Below are 13,552 nucleotides of genomic sequence, written 5' to 3'. Positions count from 1 at the left end.
TAGTTAACTTGCGTGTTAACATGTAGGCTATATGAAAGAAATTAATTTTTACAGGGCAGAGTCTGGAAAAAGCCCGGTTGAAGAGTTCCTTGATAATTTAACCGCAAAACAGGCTAAAAAAGTTGCCTGGGTTTTGAATTTGGTCGAAGAGCATATTAATGTTCCTTCCAAATATTTAAAAAAAATGGTTAACACAGACAATCTTTGGGAAGTCAGGGTTAATTTTGGATCAAATATATTTCGAATCCTCTGCTTTTTTGATGGTTCTGAAATTATTATTTTAACTCATGCTTTTCAGAAGAAGACTCAAAAAACTCCCAGACAGGCAATTAAAATTGCTGAGAAACGCATGAAGGACTATTTTAAGAGGAAAAAGTTATGAGTGATCTCCAAAAATATATAAAAAAAAGAAAAAAGAAGGACCCGGAATTTGCAAAAGATTTTGATTCTGGATATGAACATTTTAAAATCGGAGTAATGCTGAAGCAGGCAAGAGAAGCTTCTGGTCTAACACAAGAAGAATTAGCCTCTCGTTTAAACACGAAAAAATCTGCGATTTCAAGAATTGAGAATCATGCCGAAGATATTAAATTATCAACCTTGGAAAAATTTGCAAATGCGCTTGGGAAAAGGTTAAGATTGGAAGTTGCGTGATTTATAAATAGAACAAGGATTTCAGGCATCCAATTGTAACCAACCTCGGTGATTAAATCCTATAATTTGATCTTATGGCTCACTCTTCTTGAAATATAATTCCAAAGGTGGTTTTAGAATTCTATATCAACCACAATATCTCAACAATAAAATGAACCGGGTTTCACCGGTTATTTTGGTGTTCTCGTTATAAAAAATTTAAATTATTATGGCAAAAAAGAAAAAACAGCTTGAACGTAAAGAAAGAAAACTTTTAGCAAAAAGGAACAATGGCAGGTAAAATACTGCTATTCTTTTGAGTGCTTTAAGCACATCATAATGATAAAGATGAATGTAGCTTTCTTTTTGGAAACCATGTATAAATAAACCATTATGTTAATGAGTATAGAACAAAATTATTCAGCTTTTTTACCTGAAGCAGTGCGCGATCTGGAAAATCCACAAACGGATATACCTCGAATTGCTAAGGACAAAACCTTACTAAAACAAATTGAATCTGTGGTTCAGCAGCTACCTTCACAACACAATTTGTTTCAAGCCGATTCCCGAAAATTATCTTTTATTCCAGACAAATCTGTTCACTTAGTGGTTACTTCTCCGCCATATTGGACACTAAAAAAGTATCGAGATCATAAGGGCCAGTTAGGGGATGTTGAAGATTATGACTTTTTTCTAATAGAACTGGATAAGGTTTGGAAACACTGTCATCGGTCATTAGTTCCTGGAGGAAGATTGATCTGTATTGTTGGGGATGTGTGTCTTTCAAGAAAAAAAAACAAAGGAAGACATACTGTTGTTCCACTTCATGCATCGATTCAAGAGCATTGCAGGCAAATAGGATATGATAACCTTGCGCCAATCATATGGTACAAAATTGCTAATGCTAATTATGAAGCGTGTGGTAATGGCGCCGGATTCCTTGGCAAACCATATGAACCAAATGGAGTTATCAAGAATGATATTGAATACATTCTGATGGAACGTAAGCATGGTGGTTATAGAAAAGCGTCTGTTGATACCCGAGTACTTTCCATTATTTCCAATGACAATCACAAACAATGGTTTCAATCTATTTGGACAGGAGTTACGGGTGCATCTACCCGTAATCATCCAGCACCTTATCCAGAAGAACTTGCAGAACGCTTGATAAGAATGTTCAGTTTTGTAGGTGATACCGTGTTGGACCCTTTTATGGGTACAGGTACAACAACAGTAGCAGCCGCAAAATGGGGAAGAAATAGTATAGGTGTTGAGCTTGATCCGCACTATTTTGAATTAGCTGAGAGACGTATACATAAGGCTACAGATTCTTTATTCTCACAAACAAAAATTACGAAGACGATAAAATGATATGATATATTCAGATAAAGTAGCAGAAGCTGTAGAACATTTTTGGAGAATTCGGCTAAAACAGGATAAAAGCCAGGGCTCAACTTCAGGTAAACGCGATGCTGGCAATAGAAGTGCAGTAACAGGTGGTGCACAACTTGATGGTTTCATTCATCTCCTTGGGTCAATTCTGGAAGATGCTGGGTTACCAGATCACTCAATCTTTAAAAAGAAAACCGTTTTACCGGGATATTTCAGGCCAACGAAAAATTGGGATTTAGTGGCTGTTATTGATGGTGAGTTGATAGCAAGCATTGAATTCAAATCCCATATTGGCCCTTCTTTTGGAAACAACTTCAACAATCGTGTTGAAGAGGCTTTAGGAAGTGCCACTGATATATGGACCGCATACAGAGAGGGTGCATTTAAACCATCCCAAAAGCCATGGTTGGGTTGGTTAATGTTACTGGAAGATGCTCCCAAGTCGAAATCACCTGTGCGTGTTTTAGAACCACATTTCAAAGTATTTGAGAAGTTCAAAGATGCATCATATGCAGCACGTTATGAATTATTCTGTGAGCGTTTGGTGCGTGAACGGCTATATGATGCTGCATGTTTACTCTTATCTGATAAGAGTAATGGGCTGAATGGGGGATACTCTGAACCTAATGCAGAAGTGAATTTTAAAAAATTTGCCACTTCTTTGAGTGCTCATGCTATGGCTTTTGCTAAGATGAGATAATGGCCCACCTGGAGTTGAAGCACAGGGAATATTTTCGATCTAAAATTCTGCAACCTATATTGTCTGAAGGCATATTGGCTCAGATGATGCCGGACACCCCCAGAAGCCCGAATCAGAAATATTATTCCACTGGCCCGGATAAGTCAGGTGATCCAGATGAAAATGAAGACGAGCAAATACGATAAATTAAAAATTAAATATGAAGCACTGCTTGAAGAGAACAAGTGCCTGAAAGCAAAAATACGGGAAAAACGATTAACATTGAATTCAGAGGGGTTTTGCGGGATGCACAACAGAGTGCTCTTGATGCTTTATCGGCACATGAGAATGGTGTGTTATCCGCTGCAACAGCATTTGGGAAAACCGTCATTGGCGCAAAACTGATCAGTATAAAAAAAGTGAATACGCTGGTATTGGTGCATCGGCAGCAGTTGCTTTCTCAGTGGAGAGAAAGATTAGAACAATTTCTCATCATCAATGAACCCCTTCCAAAGCTCCCACAAAAAAGAGGTCGAAAAAGGGAGCAAAATTTAATCGGTCACATGGCTGCCGGTAAAGACCGGCTAAGCTCAATCGTTGATGTGGCCATCATGCAGTCAATGAATGTCGATGGGATTGTCAAAGAATCCGTAAAAAATTATGGAATGATTATTATAGACGAATGCCATCATGTCCCGGCTGTTACTTTTGAACAAATATTAAAAAATGCTCCAGCAAAATACATTTATGGCCTGACAGCAACACCTGCCAGACCCGACGGGCACCATCCGATTATTTTCTTTTATTGCGGCCCGGTACGATTTTCAGTGGACCCAAAAGAACAGGCTGAAAAAAGACCTTTTGATCACTGTCTAGTCCCAAGATTCACATCCTTTAAAACATTGCCTGGTGAGGATGAAAGGGAATTGTCCCTTCAGGAAATCAAAACCAATCTGATATCAGATGAAATCAGAAATCAGTTAATCATAGATGATGCCTTGGACTGCTACAAAAAAGGACGAAAAACTCTTATTTTAACCGGCTGGGTTGCCCATGTGGAAGAATTGGGGGAAAAGCTTAAAAACAAGATACCCAATGTTATTTGCCTGACTGGCGGTATGGGCGTTAAAAAAACAGCCCAAGTAATGGAAAAGATTGATACCATTGCAAATACGGAACCATTTGTGCTGATTGCCACGGGCAGTTATATTGGCGAAGGATTTGACGAACCCCGGCTGGATACATTATTTTTAGCCATGCCGATTGCCTGGAAAGGTACGCTACATCAGTACGCTGGCAGGCTGCACCGGTTATGTGAAAATAAGAAGGATGTGCAGATATACGATTATGTTGACCTTCATGTAAAAATGCTTGAAAAAATGTATGGAAAACGGTTGAAAGGATATGCTTCAATCGGTTACAAAGCAAAAGCAACAATATTTCCTGATGCACCGACTAATATTATTGATAGAAAAACCACCTGGTATGGAAGCATTAACCTTTTAAGTTTCGGATACTCTGAAGAAAGTATCATGCGACTTGAAAGCAGCAGTATAGCAGATGAACTAATCCAAAGCATTGATATTGAGAATAGCTATTGAGGTACAATGGATGAATATCCGTGAATTGGAAAAGCATCTTGCGGAATTGACAAAAAAAGAATTAATTAGTGAAATATCGTTTCTTTTTAAAATGAATTCTTTCTCAAAGGATTATCTGTCTTTAAAATTTTCTCAGGGTTTGAAGCGTTCGATTCTTGAAAAATATAAACAGCAAGTTAAAAATGAATTTTATCCCCAAAGGGGTGAACCGAAACTGAGGTTGTCAATTGCCAAAAAAGCGGTCAGTGAATTTAAAAAGGTTAGTAAGTCCCAAAACGATATTGCAGACATAATGATGTTTTATGTGGAGAATGGTGTTGAATTCACTTGTGACTATGGAGATATTGATGAAAGGTTCTACAACTCTATGGAATCCATGTTTGAAAGCATACTAAAATTCGTCCAAAAGCACAATCTTGGAAAGAATTTTCAGACTCGGTGCAAAAAGATTGTGGATGATACAGACGGTATTGGCTGGGGATTTCATGATCAGCTTGGTTATTTATATCATTTTTATTTCCCGCGCTCATAACTATTAAAAACTTTATCTAACAACGAACATGCTGCCGGACAAGCCGCAGATTTTCATGTTAAATTTTAAAGTTTTCGATCGGTTACTTTTATAGGCAAAATTCAACAAGAGTCTAAAAAGTTTCTGATCGGAAACTTTTTGTTGTATTTCTTTTATAGAACTGTTAAAAGTATCTGATCGGAAACTTTTATATGGAGACCAAATTGAAACCTTATATAAAAATCAGCAGTCCTGAAGAATTGGGGCAATATATTTTCAAAAAGCGTAAACATCTTAAACTAACTCAAAAAGAAATCTCTGAGTTTGCTGATGTTGGCAGGAAATTTATCATAGAGCTTGAAAAGGGTAAACCAACCGCACAACTTGGCAAAGTATTTGAATTATTGCACAGCCTTGGTCTTGAACTCCATCTCATAAACCGTGGAGATATCTGATTTTGGAAACTTTGAATATTTTTTTTGGACAAATAATAGTCGGTTCCCTGAGGATCAATGACAAGCGGAAATTTTCATTTGAATACTCCAAGAATTGGCTGACTTCACCTGATGCTTTCCAAATATCCATTTCTTTACCCATGCAGGAAGATATTTTTTTTCATGATAAAGTAAAATCTTTTTTTTCTAATTTGTTGCCGGAATCTGCTGTCAGAAAATTAATTTCGAAACAGCTCGGAATTTCAGATAAAAATGATTTTATGCTTCTTAAACGTATTGGAGGTGAATGCGCCGGAGCGATATCAACTCTGCCTGAGTCGGAAGTACCTGAATCCCCCGATCAATACATATACAATTCATTATCAGACAAACAAATAGCCGATCTAATAATGCATATCCCAAGACGGCCTTTACTTGCAGGTCAGGAAGGGATTCGGATATCCCTTGCAGGCGCACAGGAAAAACTGGCACTTTTCTTTAAAGATCCTGAATTTTATATCCCGACGAATGGTGCGCCAAGCAACGTTATCTTAAAACCGGCCATGGCTTATTTTCAGGCTTCCATTGAAAATGAGTGTTTTTGTATGATGCTTGCCAACGCTGTCGATTTAAATGTTCCACCTGTTTTAATTGTGCGAAAAGACTCTCAAAAGGTTTTGTTGATCAAAAGGTATGACAGAATTTTGAATAATGATGTCCTCAATCGGCTTCATCAGGAAGATTTTTGTCAGGCAATGGGGCTTTCCCATGAACTAAAATATCAGGCTGATGGAGGTCCGGGACTGGAAGCATGTTTTAATCTCGTTCGAAAGTATTCTGCAAACCCGATTAAAGATTTTCAGCAGCTGCTGCAATGGGTATTTTTTAATTTTTTAATTGGTAACATGGATGCGCATGCAAAAAATTTATCTTTTATGTATCAGGCAAAACAGATCCGGTTAGCACCTTTTTATGACATGATGTGTACAAATATCTATGAAGATCTGTCACAGAAACTTGCCATGAAAATAGGAGGAGAAAACAGACCTGAATGGATTATGGAAAAACATTGGGAAAGATTTGCAATGGAAATAAAAATAAGCAATCCAGTCCTTCAGAAACGACTATCAGATTTTTGTCTTAAATTAATCAATAAAATTGACAGCACTTATGCAAGCTTCATCGGCAAATATCAAAGAGACCGCATATTAGATGAAATTATAACAACTATAAAGGCAAGAACTCATAGAACGCTCAGGCAATTTGAATAATTTTTTAACATAAACATGCTGACGGACATGCCGTAGATGTTTATGTTCACTGCCTAAACTTTTTAAATTATCGAGATACGGTTCTTTGGTCTAATAAAGGCCTTATTCTTACAATTTAGAATTGACATTCCTGAATTGTAAGAATATAATAGCAGTATTATTTATCGCTTGAAAAGAGACTGATATAAAATGATAGACAGAATCTTAAGCAAAAAAATAATGTCAATAACAAAGGGTTTCCCGATAATTACCTTAACCGGTCCCAGACAGTCTGGGAAGACAACACTTGTACGTTGGCTATTTCCCAACTATGAATATATTAATCTGGAAAACCTAAATGATCTATATGCGGTTCGGGAAGATCCACTACGTTTTTTAAAGGCATACTCATCAAAAGGCGTAATTGTTGATGAGGCCCAAAAGCTTCCCGAACTCTTTTCTTATCTTCAAGGTATTGTTGATGAGTCTAAACAGATGGGAAAATTCATTTTGACGGGTTCCCAGAATTTTCTTTTACTGGAAAAAATAACTCAATCTCTTGCAGGTAGAGTTGCCGTGTTCCATTTAATGCCATTTGGACTCTCCGAACTTGATCAAGCAGGACATGCTCAAAAAAGTCTTGATAAAACTCTTTTTACCGGGTCCTACCCTGTCCTCTATGACAGGGATATTCAACCACAAGATTACTATCCTTCCTATATCCAAACTTACATTGAGCGTGATGTCAGAAGTATAAAAAATATTGGCAATCTCAGTACTTTTCAAAGATTTATCAAATTATGTGCTGGAAGGATAGGGCAATTGATTAATTTTTCGAGTATTGGAAACGAGCTTGGTATAAATTATAAGACGGTTTCGTCGTGGATATCTATTCTTGAGGCCAGCTTTATTGTTTATCTTCTAAAACCTCATTATAAAAACTTTAACAAGCGCTTAGTAAAACAGAGCAAACTTTACTTTTTTGACACAGGCTTACTATGTTCTCTGCTCGACATTCAGAGTCCTATTCAGTTGAATTCTCATTATCTTCGCGGCAATATATTCGAATCATATATCGTTATGGAGTATATTAAAATGCGTTATCATGCCGGTTTAGTTCCTAATGCTTTTTTTTGGAGAGATAACACGGGGCATGAAATTGATTTGCTGCTTGAAGAAGGAGAAAATTTCAAAGCGATTGAAATTAAATCCGGGGAAACAATCAATTCCGATTTTTTTAAAGGGTTAAAGTATTTTGGAAATTTGAGTAAACTTTCAAATGAAAACCAATTTTTAATATATGGTGGATTAAAAAATTATAGAAGAACCGCAGCAAAAGTTTTGAGCTGGAAAAATTTTGGAGAAATATCAGCGTAAAGGATTACAACAAATACATACGGACAAGCCGCAGATTTAGGTCGTTTTGCAATACATAACGTTTGAATAAACAGGAGCAGATCTATGACTAAATTAAAGGATTCAAATTGTGTCCGGCAAAAGTTTCTTTTTATTAATTTTTTTGTCATTTTTCTCATTCTATTAATAGTGGGCATACCCGGTATCAGTTTTTCTAAAACCTTAACACGGGGTTGCAAAGGGGCTGAAATGATCCAATACGAGATCAATGGCAAAAAGTACACGCATATAGGGCCCTTTCGCTATAACGGCACAGGCATACTGTGGAGATGGTGTACTGGATTATCATGAAGGTGAAAGGTGTGACGACGGCAATAATGATCCTTACGACGGATGCCACCAGTGCCAGGAACAGGAATAGTGTTCAGCCAGAAAATAACTTAACGATTACCCAAGACACCCGATTGTGTGCGGACAACTACAACCTTCGTGATCCAGGCAGAGATGGCGCCATTCGTGTCACAGGCAACAATGTCACGCTTGATTGCCGCGACTCCGAACTGGTGGGGGTGGCCTAGGCGGAACCGGGATCCTCTGTTTTTTTGATGGTTATGAAATTATTATTTTAACTCATGCTTTTCAAAAGAAGACTCAAAAAAAGAAAAAAAATGAACCGGGTGTGACCGGTTATTTTTTCGTTCAATCCCTAAAAATTTCATAATCTTAACGAAACACAAATATCGGTCCGTAGCATTTTTTTGTTGATGATATCTTAATTTTTGAATATTACATCACAAACTTGGTTATTTTTGTAGTATAAACAAGATATATGAAACTTGAAAAGTGTATATTTCATCTGGATATGTTTCTTTTCAGAAACTTTTGAATAGGCGTATATTGGCAAGTTATATATTGCCTCACAATCAATCCGTATGCCTTATGTTTGAGAAAAGGGATTGAGAAACATCTTCCCATCCCGAATTTCAGTTATAATAAATTGATTAAATTAAGAAAACAAGTTTTGGAACAAGGCAATAGGGCCATCCTTGAAAGCATAAATATTTAATATTAAGGAGAGTGTTATGTTAGATACGAATATACTAAAAGGATTTGATATTTTTTCAGACATTTCCTCGGACAAACTTGCACTAATTGCCAAAAATTGTGATTCTTTAGAATTTAAACCAAACGATGTAATTTTCAACCAAGATGAAGTTGCCATGAATTTTTACGGGGTTATAGATGGAGAAGTAGAATTGTATATTGTTCATGAGGACGAGATAGTGACAAAAGAAATCCAATATGAGGAATCGATCCAAACCCAACATGAGATCGTGAAAAAAACTATAGTCATTGACTCCGTCGGACCTGGCGAGGTTTTTGGCTGGTCATCGTTTGTGGTTGGTGGTCGATTGACTGCGACTGCTCGTTGTACGACACATAGCCGGCTTTTTAACATCTTGGCAGATGACCTCAACACCATATTCGATAAAGATACTGCACTAGGTTATATTTTCATGCGAAAGATAAATGAGGTTATTTGGCATCACTTCCAAAAGCGTACAGATAAGCTGATTGAAGCATGGGTAGAAGCTTTTGATGTAAAAACCATAATATGAATGGAAATGGGGACCAAGCAGATTCAAGTAAATTCAATATGTTAACTCAAAATGAACCGGGTGTTTACGGTTATTTTCAAAGTTATGTAGCAACGAGGGAATTAAATGACAAGGTTACATATTGATACACCATTGATTGAGTCTTTATCTATCAACAAGGAATTAGACGCAACCGTATGGCTTAAAATGGAAGCACTACAACCCTGTGGTTCTTTCAAAGCCAGAGGAATTGGGTATGCTTCCATCATTGATGAAATATCCAGTGCCGGAATAGTACCGGATGCATTGGTTTTGTCTGTTGGTGGAGGTGGGCTCCTATGCGGAGTTGTCAAGGGGGTGAATCGAAATAACTGGAAAAGTGTTCCAATATTGGCCGTCGAAACAAAGGGGGCAGATTCGTTAAATGCGGCATCCTTGGCAAATAAACATGTTGGTATTGATAGGATTAACAGTATAGCGACCTCACTAGGTGCCAAGAAAGTTGCTAAGCGGGCATTTGAACTACTTAATGAACACCAGATTGTAAATCACATAGTGACTGATAAAGATGCTATAAATGGATGTTACCGTTTTCTTGAAGACCACAGAATAATGGTTGAACCAGCTTGTGGTGCTAGCTTATCGGCTGTTTATGATGGATGTGACTTTTTAAAAGACAAGCATAATGTTGTTGTAATCGTTTGTGGCGGTGTTGGTGTGACGATGGGTCAGTTGAAAGAATGGAGCCAGCACGTTACATAACAAAAGCTGAGTTCGGCGTTATAAGCAAAAAGGTTAGATAAACATATGACTTTGCATAACTCAAAAAAGAATTCACATATGGGAAAGGACACAAAAGACGATCTCGAACAAATTTTCAAGAAATATAATTCGGCCCACAGAGAAGGTAAGTTTTCTGAAGCCAAAAAAGGCTACCAGGAAATATTGAAAAAAAGGCCTGACTGGGGACAGGTGCTAAATGCACTTGGAACGCTATTTCTGGACCAAGATCGGCCGGATAAGGCCAAAACTATATTTGAAAAAGCTGCCAATCTCAACCCTCCTGATTTACCAGCATGCTATAGTTTGGGAAGGCTGAAACAACTGGAGAATGATCATCAAGGAGCCATAATTATTTACAAGGTTATGCTAAATGAGCAGCCTAATGTTGGTATAGTATGGAATAATCTGGGTGTAGCATACCGGGAAATCGGGAAGCCGGATGATGCTATATCCAGTTTTCGGGCGGCAGTAAGGTTCGCTCCTCAAATGGCAGAGGCTTGGAATAATCTTGGCGTGGCACAGGATGAGCTCAATCTGACTGAAACCGCTTTAAACTCATATAGAAAGGCCATTGAGATACAGCCAGACTATGCATCCCCTCACTTAAATCTTGGTATTTCTCTTCAAAAGTTCGAACAGTTCATGGAAGCTGAAGAACACTACAACAAGGTGCTTGAAATACAGCCGGACAATAAAGCAGCAAAATTCATGCTCCAAAGCATAGGGGGTACTGAAACACCTGATGCCGCGCCGGTGGAACATGTACGTAGTATTTTTGATCAGTGTGCTGAAAATTTTGAAACTATCCTGGTTGAAGAGTTGGAATATAAAACTCCTGAACTTCTATTTAATCTTGTGCGCCCCTATTTGACTGAAAAGATGACTATTCTGGATCTTGGCTGCGGTACTGGTCTGGGCGCTCATCTCTATCAACCTTTTGCAAATAGCCTGACAGGTGTTGATGTATCGTCAAAGATGCTCAAAAAGGCCTATGAAAAGAAAATCTACAACCGACTTGAGGTTTTTGACATACTTCAGGATTGGGTTTTTCCTGAAAAATTTGATCTGATATACAGCTCTGACGTTTTTGTATATTTTGGAAACTTGGATACAATCATCAGATCCGCATCTTCATATCTTGTTAACGGAGGGAAAATGGCATTTTCAGTAGAAAAATTGAAAGACAACAGCGCGGATTACCAACTTTTTCCCAGCGGCCGCTATGCCCATTCACAGACATATATCCAGAAGTGCCTGAAACGGCATGGATTACAACTAATAGAAATTAACAAAGCAGATGTCAGGAATCAGTCGGGAAATCCGGTCAAGGGATTATTGATTGTTGCAATAAAGAGGGAAAAAGAGGAATGACCAAGCTAATAGACTGAAAATATAGTGGGAAAATTATTTTTAAAAATGTAAGATTCGTACTTGTCTCAGTGAAAAAAATAACATGGGGGTGTTTCTCTTGATTAATATGACAATAGTCGATTTTCTGAAGGACCGGGCCACAAAAAATGCAGATGACCTGTCTTTTCGATTTATGAGTAACGGTAATTTGGATGGGCCAATTGAAGAGTGGACATTTTCTGAGCTCTATCAATATAGTACTGGAGTGGCCCAAGACCTTATTGAACAAGGGCTTACGGGTTCAAGTGTACTGCTCGCTTTTCCGCCGGGACTCGATTTTGTGAAAGCATTCTACGGCTGCCTCCTTACCGGGGCACGGGCAGTTCCTGTTCCTCTTCCCAATCCCAACAGCAAAAACCCGTTTGCAAGGATCATCAGCACAGCAAAGGTCAGTGGTGCCTCAACCGTTTTGACCAATCCACCGCTGGTCGCAATGGCAGGTAAGTTTGGAGCCAAGCTGCCGGTTCAACTCAAAGCTGTGGCTGACCATGCCGATATTGACTTTTCCGGAACCGGTGTTTCTGGACCCCAAATTGAAATGGATGATATTGCATATTTACAGTTTACTTCAGGTTCTACCGGTCATCCAAAAGGGGTTGCGGTCAGCCATGCCAATGCTGTTGCGAATCTGCGTGTAATGGGGCAGATGCTGCGCGTAAAATCAACTAAACCTGCCATGGTGTGGGCACCCCATTACCACGATCTGTGCCTGGTCGGACATGTGCTGGGTCCGGTGTATTATGGGTTTGAGTCCACATTGATGTCTCCTATGGACTTTCTTTTAAAACCGATACGCTGGCTGAAGGCGATGAGTCACTACAGGATAGCGAATACCGCATGCCCAAACTTTGGCTACGAATATGCTGCACGCCGGATTCAGCCGACTGACTGCGAGGGGATTGACTTAAGTCACTGGACCGTAGCGGGTAATGGCGGAGAGCCTGTCCTTGAGCAGACAATGGATGCGTTTGTCAGGAAATTCGGGGCGTACGGATTCCGTCCGCAGACGTTTATGCCTACATATGGCATGGCTGAGTCTGTGCTTTTTGTTGCTGGAATGAAGGCGTTATCCGATTCTCCCAGGGTGATTCGACTGAGTGTTACAGATCTGGAAAAGCACAGGGTTCGTGTCCTGGACGATAAGGCACCCGGCGGGCGAAATATCATCAGCTGCGGCGCTCCCGGTTCCGGACACAAGGTGATTGCTGTGGATCCTGTCACGTTTACTCCGTCCGGTTCCAACCAGATCGGTGAACTCTGGGTACAGGGCCAAAGCGTGCCGAAAGGTTACTGGGAACTGCCTGAGGAATCTTCAGCCACGTTTGGCGGATGTCTTGCAGACACGGATGAGGGAACCTTTCTGCGCTCAGGGGATTTGGGGTTTGTCATGGATGATGAAGTTTATGTGACTGGCCGTTTAAAAGATCTGATTATCATTGCTGGACGAAACCATTACCCAAATGACATTGAACTCACGATCCAGCGATCCGGTGCTCCTGTTCGATTAGGCTCCTGTGTGGCTGTTTCCGAGCATGTCAACGGAGTAGAGGAACTTGTTATTATTGCTGAAGTGGATGAACGAAAGATGCCGGATGAAGAGAGCAGTTCCATGGGTGAAGAAAAAGGGTCTTGGGATGCGTTTTGGACATCTGCCGTCATGACCGTCCAGGGTGCTATTTCCAAGGGGCATGGTCTGTCTGCACGATCAGTGGTGTTCGTAAAGCCCCGGAGTCTTGAGAAAACATCCAGCGGAAAACCCCGGCGGGGTTACTATCAGCAACTTTATAAAAAAGGAACGCTTTCTGTACTTCACGAAAAGCAGTCCCTTGGGGCGGCCTGACCCACCTTGAAACGACACTTTTCGAGGGTAAGGCCTTTTAAAAGATTGAATCTCAACAACGAAAT

18 protein-coding genes are annotated in these 13,552 nt (G+C 39.4%); all 18 read left to right on the top strand.

Going from position 1 to position 13,552, the window contains the following annotated elements:
• Window positions 1–31: 31 nt before the first annotated feature.
• A complete protein-coding gene (locus tag HGJ91_RS11410; RefSeq protein WP_291347877.1) occupies window positions 32–382 on the top strand; it encodes a type II toxin-antitoxin system RelE/ParE family toxin in 351 nt (116 codons plus the stop codon).
• A complete protein-coding gene (locus tag HGJ91_RS11405) occupies window positions 379–654 on the top strand; it encodes a helix-turn-helix transcriptional regulator (protein WP_291347876.1) in 276 nt (91 codons plus the stop codon). The genes HGJ91_RS11410 and HGJ91_RS11405 overlap by 4 nt, the downstream gene beginning before the upstream one ends.
• Before the next feature lie 378 nt (window positions 655–1,032).
• The gene (locus HGJ91_RS11400; protein WP_291347875.1) at window positions 1,033–2,004 is read left to right on the top strand and encodes a site-specific DNA-methyltransferase; all 972 of its coding nucleotides are present in this window, start codon (window positions 1,033–1,035) and stop codon (window positions 2,002–2,004) included.
• 1 nt (window position 2,005) lies between these two features.
• Entirely contained in the window at window positions 2,006–2,725 is a 720-nt protein-coding gene (locus tag HGJ91_RS11395; protein ID WP_291347874.1) for a PaeR7I family type II restriction endonuclease, read from the top strand.
• Window positions 2,725–2,910, top strand: coding sequence for a Fic family protein (locus HGJ91_RS11390; protein WP_291347873.1), 186 nt, complete (start codon window positions 2,725–2,727; stop codon window positions 2,908–2,910). The genes HGJ91_RS11395 and HGJ91_RS11390 overlap by 1 nt, the downstream gene beginning before the upstream one ends.
• 39 nt (window positions 2,911–2,949) lie before the next feature.
• Window positions 2,950–4,305: a DEAD/DEAH box helicase gene (locus HGJ91_RS11385; RefSeq protein ID WP_291347872.1), complete on the top strand. Its 1,356-nt coding sequence runs from the start codon at window positions 2,950–2,952 to the stop codon at window positions 4,303–4,305.
• A gap of 10 nt (window positions 4,306–4,315) precedes the next feature.
• On the top strand, window positions 4,316–4,837 hold the full coding sequence (locus HGJ91_RS11380; RefSeq protein WP_291347871.1) for a DUF6155 family protein: 522 nt from the start codon (window positions 4,316–4,318) through the stop codon (window positions 4,835–4,837).
• A gap of 203 nt (window positions 4,838–5,040) precedes the next feature.
• Window positions 5,041–5,271, top strand: coding sequence for a helix-turn-helix transcriptional regulator (locus HGJ91_RS11375; protein ID WP_291347870.1), 231 nt, complete (start codon window positions 5,041–5,043; stop codon window positions 5,269–5,271).
• Window positions 5,272–5,273: 2 nt separating this feature from the next.
• Entirely contained in the window at window positions 5,274–6,521 is a 1,248-nt protein-coding gene (locus tag HGJ91_RS11370) for a type II toxin-antitoxin system HipA family toxin (protein WP_291347869.1), read from the top strand.
• Between the two features lie 189 nt (window positions 6,522–6,710).
• Window positions 6,711–7,877, top strand: a complete 1,167-nt coding sequence (locus HGJ91_RS11365) for an ATP-binding protein (protein WP_291347868.1) — start codon at window positions 6,711–6,713, stop codon at window positions 7,875–7,877.
• Between the two features lie 84 nt (window positions 7,878–7,961).
• On the top strand, window positions 7,962–8,207 hold the full coding sequence (locus HGJ91_RS11360; RefSeq protein WP_291347867.1) for a hypothetical protein: 246 nt from the start codon (window positions 7,962–7,964) through the stop codon (window positions 8,205–8,207).
• Complete coding sequence (locus HGJ91_RS16535) at window positions 8,161–8,277, top strand: DUF4215 domain-containing protein (RefSeq protein WP_367142600.1); 117 nt, start codon at window positions 8,161–8,163, stop codon at window positions 8,275–8,277. Before HGJ91_RS11360 ends, HGJ91_RS16535 begins: the two co-directional genes overlap by 47 nt.
• Window positions 8,234–8,434 (top strand): hypothetical protein, encoded by a 201-nt coding sequence (locus tag HGJ91_RS11355; protein WP_291347866.1) that lies wholly within the window; start codon window positions 8,234–8,236, stop codon window positions 8,432–8,434. The genes HGJ91_RS16535 and HGJ91_RS11355 overlap by 44 nt, the downstream gene beginning before the upstream one ends.
• Window positions 8,401–8,577 carry a type II toxin-antitoxin system RelE/ParE family toxin gene (locus tag HGJ91_RS11350; RefSeq protein ID WP_291347865.1) on the top strand — a complete coding sequence of 59 codons (177 nt, stop codon included), beginning with the start codon at window positions 8,401–8,403 and terminating at the stop codon, window positions 8,575–8,577. The genes HGJ91_RS11355 and HGJ91_RS11350 overlap by 34 nt, the downstream gene beginning before the upstream one ends.
• A 361-nt stretch (window positions 8,578–8,938) precedes the next feature.
• On the top strand, window positions 8,939–9,475 hold the full coding sequence (locus tag HGJ91_RS11345; RefSeq protein WP_291347864.1) for a cyclic nucleotide-binding domain-containing protein: 537 nt from the start codon (window positions 8,939–8,941) through the stop codon (window positions 9,473–9,475).
• A 105-nt stretch (window positions 9,476–9,580) separates the two neighbouring features.
• Window positions 9,581–10,216: a pyridoxal-phosphate dependent enzyme gene (locus tag HGJ91_RS11340; protein WP_291347863.1), complete on the top strand. Its 636-nt coding sequence runs from the start codon at window positions 9,581–9,583 to the stop codon at window positions 10,214–10,216.
• A gap of 78 nt (window positions 10,217–10,294) precedes the next feature.
• A complete protein-coding gene (locus HGJ91_RS11335) occupies window positions 10,295–11,608 on the top strand; it encodes a tetratricopeptide repeat protein (RefSeq protein ID WP_291347861.1) in 1,314 nt (437 codons plus the stop codon).
• Between the two features lie 106 nt (window positions 11,609–11,714).
• Window positions 11,715–13,487: a fatty acyl-AMP ligase gene (locus HGJ91_RS11330; protein ID WP_291347893.1), complete on the top strand. Its 1,773-nt coding sequence runs from the start codon at window positions 11,715–11,717 to the stop codon at window positions 13,485–13,487.
• Window positions 13,488–13,552: the final 65 nt, after the last annotated feature.

The sequence above is a fragment of the Desulfobacula sp. genome, from assembly GCF_014237455.1.
In the GTDB taxonomy this organism is placed as follows: Bacteria; Desulfobacterota; Desulfobacteria; order Desulfobacterales; family Desulfobacteraceae; genus Desulfobacula.
This window is presented reverse-complemented; position numbering and strand designations above follow the sequence as displayed.